Consider the following 17,255-nt stretch of genomic DNA (forward strand, 5'->3'; position numbering starts at 1 on the left):
GAAGCGGAGTTTACAGATAGTAAATGAGCATTCCGAAGGCATTTTCAACGCGGTTTGGCCGACGCGCAGCGGATTATGGGCAGCCTCTCAGAAGAGATCCATCGGCGCCGTCTCACTCGAGGGCAACGGCGTGCCCGGGGCAGTGCCACGGGGCAGTTCGTCCAGGCTCGGCGGGGTGTCCTCGCTCTTGAACAGTTCAAAGTAGGCGTTCGGCGTGCCGGGTGGTGCGGCGCGTCCGGTGACCGGATCGATCCGTACCGAGACGATGCCGTCCGGTTCCTTGAGCTGATGCGCCGGTTTGCCCTTGAGCGCAGCGCCCATGTACTTCATCCAGATCGGCAGGGCCACGGTGCCACCGAATTCCTGGCGGCCCAGGGTCTCCGGCTGGTCGAAGCCGGCCCAGACGGTGGTCACGTAGTCGCCGTTGTAGCCGGAGAACCAGGTGTCCTTGGATTCGTTGGTGGTACCGGTCTTGCCGGCCAGGTCGGTCCGGCCCAGCTCCAGTGCCTTGCGGCCGGTGCCGCGCTTGATCACGTCCTGCAGCATGCTGTTCATGATGTAGGCATTGCGCGGGTCGATGATCTGGGGTGCGAACACCGGCGCGGGATTGGCCGGATCGGCATTGATGCCATCGGTGGTCGGCGCGGCCGAGACCTCGACGCCAGCGTTGGGCTTGGCTTCGGCCTGTTGTGGTACCCGCGGCGGATTGGCGCGATAGACCACCTTGCCGTCGCGATCGACCACGTGGTCCACCACATAGGGCGTGACCTTGTAGCCTTCGTTGGCGAACGCCGACCAGCCGGTGGCCACTTCCAGGGGCGTCAGGCCCGGTGTGCCCAGTGCCAGCGACAGATTGCGTGGCAACTGATCGCGCTCGAAGCCGAAGCGGCTGACGTAGTCCAGCGCATAGTCGATGCCGATGGCCTGCAGCACCCGGATCGACACCAGGTTGCGCGAGCGATAGAGCGCCTCGCGCAGGCTGATGGGGCCGAGGAAGGTGTTGTTGTCGTTCTTCGGTCGCCAGGCTTCGTCCGGATTCTCGTCCATGAACACGATGGGGGCGTCGTTGACCAGGCTGGCCGCGGTGAAGCCCTTTTCCAGCGCCGCACTGTAGATGAACGGCTTGAAGCTGGAGCCCGGCTGGCGGCGTGCCTGGGTGGCGCGGTTGTAATTGCTCTGTTCGAAGGAGAAACCGCCGACCAGGGCGCGGATGGCGCCGTCCTGCGGATCCAGGGAGACCAGGGCGCTCTGGGCTTTGGGGATCTGCGAGAACTTCAGACTGCCATCGTCCTGCCGCTCGACGCGGATCAGGTCGCCGACCTTGACCACGTCCGCCGGTCCATTGGGACGCGGGCCCATGCTGTTGGCGCTGAGATAGGGGCGGGCCCACTTCATGCTGTCCCAGGGCACGGCTTCTTCCTTGCCATCGCGGGTCAGGACCAGGATGCCGCTCTTCTCCACCTGGGTGACGATGGCCGGGTCCTGGCCGCCGACCGTGCGCTGCTTCTGCAACTCGGCGAGCCAGTCGCTGCGGCTGCGGCCGGGGAAGCGGGCTTCCGGGCCGCGATAGCCGTGGCGCTGGTCGTAGTCGGTCAGGCCGTCACGTACCGCTTCGAAGGCGTCCGTCTGCAGGTGGCTGTCGACGGTGGTGTAGACCTGGTAGCCGTCGGTATAGGCGTCGCTGCCATAACGGCCGACCATCTCGGCGCGGGCCATCTCGGCGATGTAAGGTGCGTTGAGCTCCGGCACGGCCACGTGATGGTAGGCCTCCAGGGGCTCCTTGACGCTCTCCTGATAGGTAGCCTGGTTGATATAGCCGAGCTTGAGCATGCGCTCGAGAATCCAGTTGCGTCTTTCCAGGCTGCGCTCGGGGTTGGCCACCGGGTTGTAGCGCGAAGGCGCCTTGGGCAGGCCGGCGATCATCGCCATCTGGGCTATGCTCAAGTCCTTGATGGACTTGCCGTAGTACACCTGGGCGGCGGCCTCGATGCCGTAGGCCCGGTTGCCCAGGTAGATCTTGTTGACGTAGAGCTCGAGGATCTCGTCCTTGGTCAGGTGGCGCTCTATTTGCAGGGCGAGCAGGATCTCGGTGAATTTGCGCGAGAAACTGCGTTCGCTGGTGAGGAAGTAGTTCTTGGCGACCTGCATGGTGATGGTGCTGCCGCCGGTTTGTATATGTCCGGTGGTGACCAGTTGGCTCAGGGCGCGCGCCAGGCTTTTCAGGTCCACGCCATAGTGATTGGCGAAGTTGTCATCCTCGGCGGAGAGCAGGGCATGGATGAAGTCAGGGGGGATTTCATTGAAACGCAGCGGCGAGCGGCGCATTTCGCCAAATTCGGCGATGAGTTTGCCATCCGAGCTGTACACCCGCAGCGGGATCTGCAGTTGCACGTTACGCAGGGCATCGATGGAGGGCAGGCTGGGGCTGAGGTAGAGGAAGGTGCCGCTCAGGCCCAGTAACAGGCTGCAAATCAGGGCGACCAACGACCACCAGAAAAATTTCAGAACACGCATCAAGAGACTTTTCGAATGGAAAGAGGGAAAAGGCGACAGGTGACGGTCAGCCTACACGGCGTCGCCATTATAGGCGCGTTTGGCGGTTGGCCGCTATTTGCTCGGGTGTCAAGTCTGTTATCTAATGCCCGTCCGCGGAAAACCACCGTCGCTCATAGGGAGCTGATGTGCTAGGGCTATTCAGAAAGAAGGCGAATACGCTGCTGGGTATCGACGTCAGTTCGACATCGGTCAAGCTCATCGAGTTGAGCCGTGCAGGCGGGCGCTATCGGGTGGAAGCCTATGCGGTCGAGCCTCTGCCGGCCAATGCCGTGGTCGAGAAGAACATCGCCGAACTCGAAGGTGTCGGGCTGGCCATCGGCCGGGTGCTGGTCAAGGCGCGTACTTCCGCGCGCAGCGCCGCCGTGGCGGTGTCCGGTTCGGCGGTGATCGCCAAGACCATCGAGATGGACGCCGGCCTGTCCGACGACGAGCTGGAAAACCAGATCAAGCTCGAGGCTGACCAATACATTCCCTATCCCCTCGATGAGGTCGCCATCGATTTCGAAGTGCAGGGTCCGTCGCCGCGTAACGCCGAGCGCGTCGAGGTGCTGCTGGCCGCCTGCCGAAAGGAAAACGTCGAGGTCCGTGAGGCGGCGCTGGCACTGGCCGGGGTATCGGCCAAGGTGGTCGACGTCGAGGCCTATGCGCTGGAGCGCGCCTATCAGTTGCTCGCCAATCAGCTGGGCGGGCACGTGGACGACCTGACCGTGGCGGTGGTCGACATCGGTGCCACCATGACCACCCTGAGCGTGCTGCATAACGGCAGGACCATCTATACCCGCGAGCAGTTGTTCGGCGGTCGCCAGCTCACCGAAGAGATCCAGCGTCGCTATGGCCTCTCGGTGGAAGAGGCTGGGCTCGCCAAGAAGCAGGGCGGTCTGCCGGACGATTACCAAAGCGAGGTTTTGAGCCCCTTCCGCGAGGCCGTGGTCCAGCAGGTCGCCCGTTCGCTGCAGTTCTTTTTCGCCGCCGGTCAGTACAACGATGTGGACTACATCTTGCTTGCCGGAGGTACAGCGTCAATTTCCGGACTGGACCGTTTGATTCAACAGAAAATCGGCACCCCGACGGTCCTGGCCAATCCCTTCGCGGACATGGCCGTCAGCAGCAAGGTCAATGCGGCAGCCCTGGCCGGCGACGCCCCGGCGTTGATGATTGCCTGCGGCCTGGCCATGAGGAGTTTCGACTAGATGGCCCGCATCAACCTCTTGCCCTGGCGGGAACAGCTGCGCGAAGAACGACGCAAGCAGTTCCTGGTGATCCTGGGCGGTATCTTCGTGTTGTCGTGCGGCGCCGTGTTCCTGGGGGACCAGTACCTGTCCGGGGAAATCGCTCGTCAGGAGGCGCGCAACGCCTTTATCCAGCAGAACATCGCCCAATTGGACGTGCGCATCAAGGAAATCAGCGAACTCAAGACCCGGCGGCAACAGCTGCTGGCGCGCATGAAGATCATCCAGGACCTGCAGGGCAACCGGCCGGTCATCGGTCATGTCTTCGATCAACTGGTGCGAACATTGCCGGATGGCGTCTATTTCCGCGAAGTGAAGATGCTCGGCGACACCCTGTCGATCAGCGGCGAGGCGGAATCCAACAATCGGGTCTCCAATCTGATGCGTAATCTGGATGCCTCGGATTGGTTCGCGTCGCCTACGCTGATCGAGGTGAAGGCGACTACGGCCGGTGCCGTGGATCAGGCCAATACCTTCCAGCTCACCGTCAAACAGACCCAGCCCGGTGCGCCCACGGCCACACCTGCACCGGTCGCCACGGGAGACAAGCCATGAGTCTCGCCGATTCCCTGGCCAGTCTGCGCAAGATCGACATCAACGAACTCAGCCTTGAGAACCTGGGCTCCTGGCCCAAGCCGGTCAAGGTTATCGCCTGCCTGTTGATCGTGCTGGTGGTACTGCTGCTTGGCTACCAGTTCCACCTCAGCGACATGGAGGCGCAACTGGAAAGTCAAAGATCCCAGGAAGAAACCCTCAAGCAGCAATATTCCAGCAAAGCCTTCCAGGCGGCCAATCTGGACGCCTACAAGCAGCAGATGGTGGAAATGGAGGAATCCTTCGGTGCGTTGCTGCGGCAGTTGCCGGGCGATACCGAGGTGCCGGCGCTGCTCGAAGACATCACCCGCACCGGGCTCGGCAGTGGGCTGGAGTTCGAGCAGATCAAGCTGCTGCCGGAAGTGACGCAGCAGTTCTATGTGGAGCTGCCGATCCAGATCACCGTGGTGGGCAGCTATCATGACCTGGCGACCTTCGTCAGCAGCGTCTCCAGCCTGCCGCGGATCGTCACCCTGCACGACTTCGACCTCAAGCCGGTGGACGACAAGACCGGGAATGGCGGTTCGGTGTCCGGTGTCGGTGGCAAGCTGCGCATGAACGTGCTGGCCAAGACCTACCGCTACAACGACAAGGGGCTCGGCAAATGAGAAAGCCCCTGCTGTTTTGCCTCCTGACCACTGTACTGACCGGTTGCGGGTCCGGTGATACCAGCGATCTGCAGGCCTTCATGGACGAGACGCGCGCCAAGCCGCGCGGTTCCATCGAACCGCTGCCGCAGTTCCGGGCCTACGAACCTTTCACCTATGCCGCAGCCGCGCTGCGCAGCCCCTTCCAGGCGCCGGTGCGGATCGATCCCACAGCGCGACAGCGGGGAAATGGCAATATCAAGCCGGACGTGAATCGGCCCAAGCAATTCCTCGAAGGCTTCAACATCGAAACCTTCAATATGGTCGGCACCTTGGCCAACGCCGAGGGGCGCTACGCGCTGGTCAGCGGCGCGGGCGGCGTGCATCGCGTCAAGGTGGGGGATTACCTGGGGCGTAACGACGGCCGCATTACCAAGATCACCGACGGTGAGATCGACGTGATCGAAATCGTCCCGGATGGCGAGGGTGGCTGGCTGGAACGGCCGCGCACCATCACCTTGAAGGAAAAGACTTAATGGGCAGGGCGAGCACTGTGAACACTACTATCGCGCGACTGGGGCTGGGCTTGGCCATGCTGCTGAGCAGTCTGGCCGGCCAAGCCATGGCCGCGGATCTGCAATCCTTGAACGTCGCTTCCTTGCCTGGCGATCGCGTCGAACTCAAGCTGACCTTCGATCAGCCGGTTGCCGCGCCCAAGGGCTATACCATCGAGCAACCGGCGCGGATTGCGCTGGACCTGCCGGGGGTGGCCAACAAGCTGGGCACCAAGAGCCGCGAGCTGGGCAATGGTAATGCCCGCAGCGTGACCGTGGTCGAGGCGGGCAATCGTACCCGGCTGATCATCAATCTCACCTCCCTGGCCGATTACAGCACCCGCGTCGATGGGCGTAACCTGTTCGTCACCATTGGTGGGTCGGTAGCTCGTCAGGTGACCAATGCCCAGGCCAGCTTGACGCCGGATTTACCGCGTTCCCCAGCGCCCGCTACCGTGAGCGCGACGAACGTCATGTCCGCTAACGCGGCGCGGACGACCCTGCCACCTACCCCGGCTGCCTCGACCGTGGCGGCCATGACCGCGGCTCGTCCGCAATTGCGCGGCAAGGCGATCCGCCACATCGACTTCCAGCGTGGCCCCCAGGGCGAGGGCAACGTGGTCATCGACCTGAGCGAGACCGGCATCAATCCCGATATCCAGGAGCTGGGCGGCAAGATCCGCCTGGCCTTCGCCGGTACCCAGCTGCCCGAAGAGTTGCGCGTACGGCTGGACGTCAAGGACTTCGCCACGCCGGTGCAGTTCGTCAATGCCTCGGCCGACAACGGCGGTGCGACCATCGTCATCGAGCCGACCGGCACCTACGACTACCTGGCCTACCAGACCAACAATCGGCTGACCTTGAGCGTCAAACCGCTTACCACCGAAGAAAAGGAAAAGCGCGCGGCTGATCGTTTCACCTACACCGGTGAAAAGCTGTCGCTGAATTTCCAAGACATCGATGTCCGCTCGGTACTGCAGCTGATCGCCGATTTCACCAACCTCAACCTGGTGGCGAGTGACACCGTACAGGGCAACATTACCCTGCGCCTGCAAAACGTACCCTGGGACCAGGCGCTGGATCTGATCCTCAAGACCAAGGGCCTCGACAAGCGCCAGATCGGCAACGTGCTGCTGGTGGCGCCGGCCGACGAGATCGCCGCTCGCGAACGTCAGGAGCTGGAGTCGCAAAAGCAGATCCAGCAACTGGCTCCGCTGCGGCGTGACCTGATCCAGGTCAATTACGCCAAGGCCGCCGACATCGCCAAGCTGTTCCAGTCGGTGACCAGTGCCGACAAGACCGCCGACGAGCGCGGGTCAATCTCGGTGGACGAGCGGACCAACAGCATCATCGCCTACCAGACCCAGAATCGCCTGGACGAGCTGCGCCGTATCGTCTCGCAACTGGATATCCCGGTGCGCCAGGTGATGATCGAGGCGCGTCTGGTGGAAGCCAACGTCGACTACAGCAAGCAGTTGGGGGTTCGTTGGGGAGGTGCAGCTACCTCAGGTAACTTCGCCGTTTACGGTAAGGATGGTGCCACTACGGTTGATTCGACCACGGGCAAGGTCTACCTCCCGGGCACCACCACCATCGGCAACTACACCGCGACCAGTGGCGTGGCGCCGACGCCCTTCGTCGACATGGGTGTCAGCGGCAGCACTTCGGGCATCGGTGTCGGCTTCATGGTCGGTGGCAAGATGCTGGACCTGCAGCTATCCGCCCTCCAGGCGAGCGGTAACGGCGAGATCATCTCCCAGCCCAAGGTCGTCACCTCGGACAAGGAGACCGCCAAGATCCTGCGCGGTACCGAGATTCCCTATCAGGAAGCCAGCTCCAGTGGCGCCACCAGCACCAGCTTCAAGCAGGCGGCGCTGTCGCTGGAAGTCACGCCGCAGATCACGCCGGACAACCGCATCATCATGGAGGTCAAGGTCAACAAGGATGCGCCTGACTACCAGAACGCCCTGAATGGCGTGCCGCCGATCAGCAAGAACGAAGTGAATGCCAAGGTGCTGGTGAGCGATGGCGAGACCATCGTACTGGGTGGGGTATTCTCTAATACTCAGACTCGATCTACTACCAAGGTACCGATGCTGGGCGATATTCCCTATATAGGTCGCCTGTTCCGCCGTGATGCTGTCACCGACAGCAAAGTGGAGCTGCTGATCTTCCTCACGCCGCGTATCATGAACAACCAGGCGATAGCGGTTGGTCGATGACATAAGTGCGTAATCTGTTTCTCGTAGGACCGATGGGCTCGGGCAAGAGCACCATCGGTCGGCTCCTGGCAAAGGAATTGCGGCTGCCGTTCAAGGATTCCGACAAGGTAATCGAAGAACGCACCGGTGCCGCTATTCCCTGGATCTTCGATATGGAAGGCGAGCAAGGCTTTCGCGAGCGTGAGCGCGCCGCGATAGCCGAGCTGTGCGCCGAGAACGGCCTGGTCATGGCGACCGGAGGCGGTGCCGTGCTGCGCGAAGACAACCGCCGGGCGCTCAAGCGCGGCGGACGGGTCATCTATCTGCATGCCTCCATCGAGCAGCAGATCGAACGGACCGCCCGGGATCGCAATCGGCCGCTGTTGCAGACAGCGGATCCGGCCGCGGTGCTGCGCACACTCATGACCATGCGTGATCCTCTGTATCGCGAGATCGCTGACATCATCGTCGAAACCGACGAGCGGCCACCGCGGCTGGTGGTGCTGCAGATACTCGACCGTCTGAAAGCCCTGGCGCCGCATTAAAGCCTTGGGCGTTCTGCGCTATGCTAGGCGCCCTTTGAATCAAGGTGACGGCATGCGGACTCTTCACGTCGAGCTCGGTGAGCGCAGCTACCCGATCTACATCGGTCAGGGCCTTCTGGATCGGCCGGAATGCTTCCTGCCCCATCTCGCCGGGCGCAAGGTGGCCATCGTCACCAACGAAACCATCGCGCCGCTCTATCTGGAGCGCCTGATCAAGACCCTGGGCGACCGCTCCATCAGCGCCATCGTGCTGCCCGATGGCGAGGCGCACAAGAATTGGGAAACCCTGCAACTGATCTTCGACGGTCTGTTGCAGGACCGCCATGATCGCAAGACCACCCTGATCGCCTTGGGCGGCGGAGTGATCGGCGACATGGCTGGTTTTGCCGCGGCCTGCTATCAGCGCGGGGTGGACTTCATCCAGGTGCCGACCACGCTGCTGTCCCAGGTGGATTCCTCGGTCGGCGGCAAGACCGGCATCAACCATCCCCTCGGCAAGAACATGATCGGCGCCTTCTATCAACCGCAGGCCGTGGTGATAGATACCGACAGCCTCGCCAGTCTGCCGCCCCGCGAGTTGTCGGCCGGGCTGGCCGAGGTCATCAAATACGGCCTGATCTGTGACGAACCCTTCCTCGGTTGGCTCGAGGAGCACGTCGAGGCGCTGCTGGCGTTGGATCAGCTGGCGCTCACCGAGGCAATCGAACGCTCCTGTGCGGCCAAGGCCCAGGTAGTGGGTAGCGACGAGCGGGAGTCTGGGCTGCGCGCCATTCTCAACCTGGGCCATACCTTCGGCCATGCCATCGAAACCCACCAGGGTTATGGTGTCTGGCTACACGGCGAAGCCGTTTCCGCCGGGATGGTGATGGCGTTGCAGATGTCCCTGCTGCTCGGCTGGCTGAGCCCGGAGCAGCGTGATCGCGCGATACGGCTACTGCTGCGGGCCAAGCTGCCCGTGGTGCCGCCGGCGGATATGCTGCCGGCTGATTTCGAACGCCTCATGGCGGTGGACAAGAAGGTCCTGGACGGACAACTCCGGCTGGTATTGCTCAGTGACCTGGGCCAGGCCGTGGTCACCGCCGACTTCGCCCGCGACATTCTCGAGCAGACGCTGCGTACCGATTACCAAGCGCTGACCGCCCAGTAAGGAGAGCAAGAGAGTCCCATGTCCAATCTGCACGCCGATGAAGCCTTTCTCGGTCACTACCAGTTCACCCACGATCCCTTCGCCCCGCGCGTTCCCGGTTTCAAGTTCTTCCCGGCGCAACGCAAGCCGGTCCTGGGCCAACTGCACCACCTGGCGCGTTACAGTCAGCTGCTGCTGGTGGTCACCGGCCCCGAGGGCAGTGGCAAGACGCTGCTGCGCCAGGCGCTGGCGGCCAGCACCAAGAAGGAAGCCGTGCATTGCGTGGTGATTTCCGCGCAGAACGGCGGCGACGCCCGTACCGTGCTGGCGCAGGTCGCCAAAGGCGTAGGGGCGAGTAGCCAGACGCCCGCCGCCATCCTCGAACAGGCGGCAGAGGTGCGCCTGGCCGGTCAGGAGGTCTACATCCTGGTCGATGACGCCGAGGCGTTGGCGACTCCCGCCCTGGAGGCCCTGCTGGAGTTGGCCGGTGGCGCCGAGCGGGAGCGCCTGCACGTCTTCCTGTTCGGAGAGGCGGAAGTGGTCATGCGGCTCGAAGACATCGCCCAGGGCGAAGAGCGCTACCACGCCATCGAATTGCTGCCCTACAGCGAAAGCGAGGCCGAGGAGTATCTGGCCCAGCGTCTGGAAGGTGCCGGTCAGGGCCTGGAGATTTTCACCGACGAGCAGCTCGCGACCATTCATGAGCGCTCCGAAGGTTGGCCCGGGCGTCTCAACGAAGAAGCGCGCGACGTGCTGGTGGCGGGCATGAGCGCCCGCCGCAAGAAGGCGGCCGCTCCGGCGAAAGCCTCGCGCAATCTGCTGGCGGCCCTGCCGCGCAAGCACCTGGTCATCCTCGGCGTCGTGGTGCTGGCCGTAGGCGCTGCCGCCCTGTCGCTCAAGGGTGGCAAGAGCGAAGCGCCGGCCACCACCGCCAGTGGTCAGGATCTACCCATGAGTGGTCAGAACGCCGCTGCTACTGGCAAGGATGCCCAGAGCGCCCCCATTCAGTTCGACGGTTCTTCCAAGCCGTTGCCCTTGCCGTTGGTAGGGGAGTCGCAACCGGTGATCCGCGAACCGCTCGCCGAAGCGGCGGGTGGGCGCCAGGCCGGTACGGCCACGGGTAATGACGCGGGCGCAGGTGGTGTGCCTCCGACCGTCACGTCCGAGGCACCGCCCATCAGTGACGAAGACGAACTACCCAGCCGCACGCCGTCCCGGGCTCCGGCGCCCAGCGCACCCGCCGTCGCGGCACCCACCACCCGGCATACGGCACCCGCTGCGACGCCAGCTCCGGCTCCGGCCAAGCCGGCACCGGCTGCAGCCCCCACTCATGCTGCAGGGGGGGCTGGTTGGTACGGTACCCAGTCCGGTAGCAAGTATGCGTTGCAGGTAGTGGGGACCAGCACGGAGAAGGCCGCTCAAGCCTTCATCGCCGGGCAGGCCGACAGTGGCGAGTTCCACTACTTCAAGAAGATCCACCAGGGCAAACCCCTGTACGTGGTGACCTACGGCGACTTCGCCAACCGCGCAGCGGCCGAGGCGGCGGTAAAGCGACTGCCGGCCAAGGTACAGGCCAGCAAGCCCTGGCCGCGGACCTTCGCCAGCATTCAGCAGGACATAGCTACCAGCCGCTGATTGTTGTCTGGCAGGAAAAGAAAGCCCCGGCGCTATCACGAGAGTGGCGCCGGGGCTTTCTGTTTTGCGTCATCGAATTTTCATCAGGTGTCATCGGTATTTGTCGCAAACGATTTTTTCGATACACTGGTCAGCCTTTGACTGTCCGAAAAAAGTTCAAATAAACGTACAGTTTTGTGATGCCTTCGCAATAACCTGATTGCCGGTGAGAGCGCTATGAAAGCAGGCCTGTTCAATCCCGATAGCTTCAAGGACAACTGCGGCTTCGGCCTGATCGCCCATATGCAGGGCGAGCCCAGCCATGACCTGCTGGAAACGGCCATCGAAGCCCTGACCTGCATGACCCACCGGGGCGGTATCAACGCCGACGGCAAGACCGGCGACGGTTGCGGTCTACTCATGCAGAAACCGGATGCCTTCCTGCGGGCCATCGCCCAGGAGCAGTTCGGTGCCGAGCTGCCCGAGCAGTACGCTGCCGGTGTGGTGTTCTTCAACCAGGACGAAGCCCGCGCCGAGCAGGCCCGCGCCAACATGGACCTGGAGATCGAGGCCGCCGGCCTGACCCTGGTGGGTTGGCGCAAGGTGCCCATAGACACCTCCGTGCTGGGTGAACTGGCCCTGGCGCGCCTGCCGCGCATCGAGCAGGTATTCGTCGCCGGCCCCGGCCTGGACGACCAGCAATTCGCCGTCAAGCTGTTCTCCGCTCGCCGCCGTTCCTCGGTGCGCAATGCCGAGGACAGCGAGCATTACATCTGCAGCCTGTCCTCCCGGGTCATCGTCTATAAAGGCTTGATGATGCCGGCGGATCTCGCCGCCTTCTATCCGGACCTCGGCGATCCGCGCCTGGCCACCGCCATCTGCGTGTTCCACCAGCGCTTCTCCACCAACACCCTGCCGAAGTGGCCGCTGGCGCAGCCCTTCCGCTACCTCGCCCACAACGGCGAGATCAACACCATCACCGGCAACCGCAACTGGGCCCAGGCGCGGCGGACCAAGTTCGTCAACGAACTGATCCCGGACCTCGACCAGCTCGGTCCGCTGGTCAACCGCGTCGGTTCCGATTCCTCCAGCATGGACAACATGCTGGAGCTGCTGGTGACCGGCGGCATGGACCTGTTCCGCGCCGTGCGCATGATCATTCCGCCGGCCTGGCAGAACGTCGAGACCATGGACGCCGATCTGCGCGCCTTCTACGAATTCAACTCCATGCACATGGAGCCCTGGGACGGTCCGGCCGGCGTGGTGCTGACCGAAGGTCGCTACGCGGTCTGCCTGCTCGACCGCAACGGCCTGCGCCCGGCGCGCTGGGTGACCACCAAGAACGGCTACATCACCCTGGCCTCGGAAGTCGGCGTCTGGAACTACCAGCCCGACGACGTCATCGCCAAGGGTCGGGTCGGCCCGGGCCAGATCCTCGCGGTGGACACCGAGACCGGCGAGGTGCTGCAGACCGACGACATCGACAACCGCCTCAAGGCGCGCCACCCCTACAAGCAGTGGCTGCGCAAGAACGCCATGCGCATCCAGGCGACCCTGGACGACAACGATCACGGCTCGGCCTTCTACGACCAGGATCAACTGCGCCAGTACATGAAGATGTTCCAGGTCACCTTCGAGGAGCGTGACCAGGTCTTGCGCCCGCTGGGCGAGCAGGGCCAGGAAGCCGTGGGCTCCATGGGTGACGACACCCCCATGGCGGTGTTGTCGCGGCGCATCCGTTCGCCTTACGACTATTTCCGTCAGCAATTCGCCCAGGTCACCAACCCGCCGATCGACCCGCTGCGCGAGTCCATCGTCATGTCCCTGGAGACCTGCCTGGGTGCCGAGCGCAACGTCTTCGAGGAAACCGCCGAGCACGCCGATCGCGCCATCCTGAGCAGCCCGGTGATCTCGCCGGCCAAGTGGCGGACTATCCTCAACATGCCCAAGCCCGGCTTCGAGCATGTGAAGATCGACCTCAACTACCCCGAGTCCCTGGGGCTCGAGGCGGCGCTGCGCAACATCGTCGAGCAGGCCGAGGAAGCCGTGCGCGCCGGCAAGGTGCTGCTGGTGCTGACCGACCGCCATATCGAGCCGGGCAAGCTGCCGGTGCATGCGGTGCTGGCCACCGGCGCCGTGCATCACCACCTGGTCAACCTGGGCCTGCGCACCAGCAGCAACATCCTGGTGGAGACCGCCACCGCCCGCGATCCGCACCACTTCGCCGTGCTGCTGGGCTTTGGCGCCACCGCGGTCTATCCGTTCCTGGCCTACGAGGTGCTGGGCGACCTGATCCGCACCGGCGAGGTGCTGGGCGATCTCTACGAGGTGTTCAAGTACTACCGTAAGGGCATCACCAAGGGCCTGCTCAAGGTGATCTCCAAGATGGGCATCTCCACCGTCGCCTCCTACCGCGGCGCCCAGCTGTTCGAGGCCGTGGGCCTGGCGGACGAGGTTACCGACCTCTGCTTCCCTGGCGTCACCAGCCGCATCAAGGGTGCGCGCTTCGTCGATCTGGAGGCCGAGCAGAAGCTGTTGGCCGGGGAAGCCTGGAACAACCGCAAGCCGATCCAGCCGGGTGGCCTGCTCAAGTTCGTCTATGGCGGCGAGTACCACGCCTACAACCCGGACGTGGTCAATCTGCTGCAGGCGGCCGTGCAACAGGGCGACTACGCCAAGTTCCGCGAATACACCGCGCTGGTGGACCAGCGCCCGGTAGCTATGATCCGCGACCTGCTCAAGGTCAAGACCAGCGACCAGCCCCTGGCGCTGGAAGAGGTCGAGCCGCTGGCCAACATCTTTACCCGCTTCGATGCCGCCGGCATCTCCCTGGGTGCCCTGTCGCCGGAAGCCCACGAGGCCCTGGCCGAGGCCATGAACCGCCTGGGCGGTCGCTCCAACTCCGGTGAGGGCGGCGAAGACCCGGCGCGCTACGGCACCGTCAAGAGCTCCAAGATCAAGCAGGTGGCCACCGGCCGCTTCGGCGTCACCCCCGAGTACCTGGTCAACGCCGAGGTACTGCAGATCAAGGTGGCCCAGGGCGCCAAGCCGGGCGAGGGCGGCCAACTGCCCGGCGGCAAGGTCAATGGCCTGATCGCCAAGCTGCGCTACGCGGTGCCCGGCGTGACCCTGATCTCGCCGCCGCCGCACCATGACATCTACTCCATCGAAGACCTGGCCCAACTGATCTTCGACCTTAAGCAGGTCAACCCCAAGGCGCTGGTGTCGGTCAAACTGGTGTCCGAGCCTGGCGTGGGCACCGTGGCCGCCGGTGTGGCCAAGGCCTATGCCGACCTCATCACCATCTCCGGCTACGACGGCGGTACCGGTGCTTCGCCGGTCACCTCCATCAAGTACGCCGGCTCGCCCTGGGAACTGGGCCTGGCCGAGGCGCACCAAACGCTGCGCGGCAACGACCTGCGCGGCAAGGTGCGGGTACAGACCGACGGCGGCCTGAAGACCGGCCTGGACGTGATCAAGGCGGCTATCCTCGGCGCCGAGAGCTTCGGCTTCGGCACCGCGCCGATGATCGCCCTGGGCTGCAAGTACCTGCGCATCTGCCACCTGAACAACTGCGCCACCGGCGTGGCCACCCAGAACGACCGACTGCGCAAGGAGCACTTCATCGGCACGGTGGAAATGGTGATGAATTTCTTCACCTTCATCGCCGAGGAAACCCGCGAGTGGCTGGCCAAGCTGGGCGTGCGCAGCCTGGGCGAGCTGATCGGCCGTACCGATCTGCTGGAGATCCTGCCGGGCGAGACCGCCAAGCAACAGCATCTGGACCTGACCCCGCTGCTGGGCAGCGACCATATTCCGGCCGAGAAGCCGCAATTCTGCCAAGTGGAAAAGAACCCGCCGTTCGACCAGGGCCTGCTGGCCGAGGAAATGGTGCGGCTGGCGCTGCCGAGCATCGAGCAGCTCGAGGGCGGTGAGTTCAGCCTGAGCATCGGCAACTGCGACCGCTCCATCGGCGCCCGTGTCTCCGGCGAGATCGCCCGGCGCCACGGCAACCAGGGCATGGTCAAGGCGCCGGTGACCTTCCGCTTCAAGGGCACTGCCGGCCAGAGCTTCGGCGTCTGGAACGCCGGCGGTCTCCATCTCTATCTGGAAGGCGATGCCAACGACTACGTGGGCAAGGGCATGACCGGCGGCAAGCTGGTCATCACCCCGCCCCAGGGCGCGGGCTTCAAGAGCCAGGAGTCGGCGATCATCGGCAACACCTGCCTCTACGGCGCCACCGGTGGCAAGCTGTTCGCCGCCGGCACCGCCGGTGAGCGTTTCGGGGTGCGCAACTCCGGGGCCCATACCGTGGTGGAAGGCACCGGCGACCATTGCTGCGAGTACATGACCGGCGGCTTCGTTTGCGTGCTGGGCAAGACCGGCTACAACTTCGGCTCGGGCATGACCGGCGGCTTCGCCTATGTGCTGGACCTGGACAACGGTTTCTACGATCGGGTCAACCACGAACTGGTGGAAATCCAGCGCATCAACAGCGAGGCCATGGAGGCCTACCGTAGCCACCTGGAAGGGGTACTGGCCGAATACGTGCGCGAGACCGGCAGTGCCTGGGGCAGCCATCTCCATGAGAACCTGGACGACTACCTGCGCAAGTTCTGGCTGGTGAAGCCCAAGGCCGCAAGCCTGGCCTCGCTGCTGGTCAGCACCCGCGCCCGTCCGGAATAACGACTTCGATACCGGCTCCCGAGGGAGCCGGTTTCACCGTGCTAGCTCGTGGCGCCCAGCTGATGGGGCGTCGCTTCAAGAGGTTTGGAAATGGCTGAACGTCTGAACAACGACTTCCAGTTCATCGAGGTCGGTCGCAAGGATCCGAAGAAGAAACTGCTGCGCCAGCGTAAGAAGGAATTCGTCGAGATCCACGATCCCTTCAAGCCGCAGCAGGCCGCCGAACAGGCGCACCGCTGCCTGGGCTGCGGCAACCCCTATTGCGAATGGAAGTGCCCGGTGCACAACTTCATTCCCAACTGGCTCAAGCTGGTGTCCGAAGGCAACATCCTGGCGGCGGCGGAACTGTCGCACCAGACCAACACCCTGCCCGAGGTCTGTGGCCGGGTCTGCCCGCAGGATCGTCTCTGCGAGGGTGCCTGCACCCTCAACGATGGCTTCGGCGCGGTGACCATTGGCTCGGTGGAGAAGTACATCACCGACACCGCCTTCGCCATGGGCTGGCGCCCGGACATGTCCAAGGTCAAGCCCACCGGCAAGCGCGTCGCCGTGATCGGTGCCGGCCCGGCCGGCCTGGGTTGTGCCGACATTCTGGTGCGCAATGGCGTGACCCCGGTGGTGTTCGACAAGAATCCCGAGATCGGTGGCCTGCTGACCTTCGGCATCCCCGAGTTCAAGCTGGAGAAGACCGTGCTCAGCCGCCGCCGCGAGGTGTTCGGCGGCATGGGCGTGGAATTCCGTCTCAACACCGAGGTGGGCAAGGACGTGACCATGGAACAGCTGCTCGAGGAATTCGATGCGGTGTTCCTCGGCATGGGCACCTACACCTACATGAAGGGCGGCTTCCCCGGTGAAGACCTGCCCGGCGTGCACGATGCCCTGGATTTCCTGGTGGCCAACGTCAATCGCAACCTGGGCTTCGAGAAGGATGCCGCCGACTTCATCGACATGAAGGGCAAGCGCGTGGTGGTCCTGGGCGGCGGCGACACCGCCATGGACTGCAACCGTACCTCCATCCGCCAGGGCGCCAAGAGCGTGACCTGCGCCTACCGCCGCGACGCCGCCAACATGCCGGGCTCGCGCAAGGAAGTGAAGAACGCCAAGGAAGAAGGCGTGAAATTCCTGTTCAACCGCCAGCCCATCGCCATCATCGGCGAAGACAAGGTAGAAGGCGTCAAGGTGGTGGAAACCCGTCTCGGTGAGCCCGATGCCCGTGGCCGCCGCAGCCCCGAGCCGATTCCCGGTTCCGAGGAGATCCTGCCGGCCGAGGCGGTGGTCATCGCCTTCGGTTTTCGCCCGAGCCCGGCGCCCTGGTTCGAGCAGTTCGGTATCGACGTCGACAGCCAGGGCCGCGTGCTGGCGCCCGGTCTGGGTGAGTTCAAGCACCAGACCAGCAACCCGAAGATCTTCGCCGGTGGCGACATGGTGCGCGGGTCTGACCTGGTGGTGACCGCCATCTTCGAAGGCCGCAATGCCGCCGAGGGTATCCTCGACTACCTGGGCGTCTAAGCCGCCGCGGGTGGACAAGAGCCGACCGGCGCCAAGCCGGTCGGCTTTTTTCTT

At 63.9% G+C, this 17,255-nt stretch carries 11 protein-coding genes; 10 read left to right on the forward strand and 1 reads right to left on the reverse strand.

Going from position 1 to position 17,255, the window contains the following annotated elements; all coding sequences use genetic code 11:
- Positions 1-87: 87 nt before the first annotated feature.
- Complete coding sequence (locus CCZ28_RS19710; protein WP_140220501.1) at positions 88-2,514, reverse strand: penicillin-binding protein 1A; 2,427 nt, start codon at positions 2,512-2,514, stop codon at positions 88-90.
- A gap of 167 nt (positions 2,515-2,681) precedes the next feature.
- Here CCZ28_RS19710 and CCZ28_RS19715 point away from each other — a divergent pair, with 167 nt between their 5' ends.
- From CCZ28_RS19715 to CCZ28_RS19760, 10 genes are all read left to right on the forward strand, one after another.
- On the forward strand, positions 2,682-3,746 hold the full coding sequence (locus CCZ28_RS19715) for a pilus assembly protein PilM (protein ID WP_140220502.1): 1,065 nt from the start codon (positions 2,682-2,684) through the stop codon (positions 3,744-3,746).
- Positions 3,747-4,340: a PilN domain-containing protein gene (locus tag CCZ28_RS19720; RefSeq protein WP_140220503.1), complete on the forward strand. Its 594-nt coding sequence runs from the start codon at positions 3,747-3,749 to the stop codon at positions 4,338-4,340.
- Positions 4,337-4,987, forward strand: a complete 651-nt coding sequence (gene pilO, locus CCZ28_RS19725; RefSeq protein ID WP_140220504.1) for a type 4a pilus biogenesis protein PilO — start codon at positions 4,337-4,339, stop codon at positions 4,985-4,987. The genes CCZ28_RS19720 and pilO overlap by 4 nt, the downstream gene beginning before the upstream one ends.
- Positions 4,984-5,502: a pilus assembly protein PilP gene (locus tag CCZ28_RS19730; protein ID WP_140220505.1), complete on the forward strand. Its 519-nt coding sequence runs from the start codon at positions 4,984-4,986 to the stop codon at positions 5,500-5,502. The genes pilO and CCZ28_RS19730 overlap by 4 nt, the downstream gene beginning before the upstream one ends.
- Positions 5,503-5,519: 17 nt before the next feature.
- On the forward strand, positions 5,520-7,742 hold the full coding sequence (gene pilQ / locus CCZ28_RS19735) for a type IV pilus secretin PilQ (protein WP_167509262.1): 2,223 nt from the start codon (positions 5,520-5,522) through the stop codon (positions 7,740-7,742).
- Between the two features lie 5 nt (positions 7,743-7,747).
- A complete protein-coding gene (gene aroK, locus CCZ28_RS19740) occupies positions 7,748-8,266 on the forward strand; it encodes a shikimate kinase AroK (protein WP_140220507.1) in 519 nt (172 codons plus the stop codon).
- Between the two features lie 52 nt (positions 8,267-8,318).
- Positions 8,319-9,413, forward strand: a complete 1,095-nt coding sequence (gene aroB, locus CCZ28_RS19745; RefSeq protein ID WP_140220508.1) for a 3-dehydroquinate synthase — start codon at positions 8,319-8,321, stop codon at positions 9,411-9,413.
- Positions 9,414-9,431: 18 nt separating this feature from the next.
- A complete protein-coding gene (locus CCZ28_RS19750) occupies positions 9,432-11,027 on the forward strand; it encodes an AAA family ATPase (protein WP_140220509.1) in 1,596 nt (531 codons plus the stop codon).
- Between the two features lie 216 nt (positions 11,028-11,243).
- Positions 11,244-15,692, forward strand: a complete 4,449-nt coding sequence (gene gltB, locus CCZ28_RS19755; RefSeq protein WP_140220510.1) for a glutamate synthase large subunit — start codon at positions 11,244-11,246, stop codon at positions 15,690-15,692.
- 90 nt (positions 15,693-15,782) lie between these two features.
- Positions 15,783-17,201 (forward strand): FAD-dependent oxidoreductase, encoded by a 1,419-nt coding sequence (locus tag CCZ28_RS19760; RefSeq protein ID WP_140220511.1) that lies wholly within the window; start codon positions 15,783-15,785, stop codon positions 17,199-17,201.
- Positions 17,202-17,255: the final 54 nt, after the last annotated feature.

The organism is Pseudomonas oryzihabitans (assembly GCF_006384975.1).
Taxonomy (GTDB): Bacteria; Pseudomonadota; Gammaproteobacteria; order Pseudomonadales; family Pseudomonadaceae; genus Chryseomonas; species Chryseomonas psychrotolerans_B.

Bases quoted from the DNA above. Each gene is read 5' to 3' on its own strand.
- CCZ28_RS19730 (WP_140220505.1), top strand. From the start codon at position 4,984: ATGAGAAAGCCCCTGCTGTTTTGCCTCCTGACCACTGTACTGACCGGT.
- CCZ28_RS19720 (WP_140220503.1), top strand. From the start codon at position 3,747: ATGGCCCGCATCAACCTCTTGCCCTGGCGGGAACAGCTGCGCGAAGAA.
- aroB (WP_140220508.1), top strand. From the start codon at position 8,319: ATGCGGACTCTTCACGTCGAGCTCGGTGAGCGCAGCTACCCGATCTAC.
- pilO (WP_140220504.1), top strand. From the start codon at position 4,337: ATGAGTCTCGCCGATTCCCTGGCCAGTCTGCGCAAGATCGACATCAAC.
- CCZ28_RS19750 (WP_140220509.1), top strand. From the start codon at position 9,432: ATGTCCAATCTGCACGCCGATGAAGCCTTTCTCGGTCACTACCAGTTC.
- CCZ28_RS19760 (WP_140220511.1), top strand. From the start codon at position 15,783: ATGGCTGAACGTCTGAACAACGACTTCCAGTTCATCGAGGTCGGTCGC.
- gltB (WP_140220510.1), top strand. From the start codon at position 11,244: ATGAAAGCAGGCCTGTTCAATCCCGATAGCTTCAAGGACAACTGCGGC.
- CCZ28_RS19710 (WP_140220501.1), bottom strand. From the start codon at position 2,514: ATGCGTGTTCTGAAATTTTTCTGGTGGTCGTTGGTCGCCCTGATTTGC.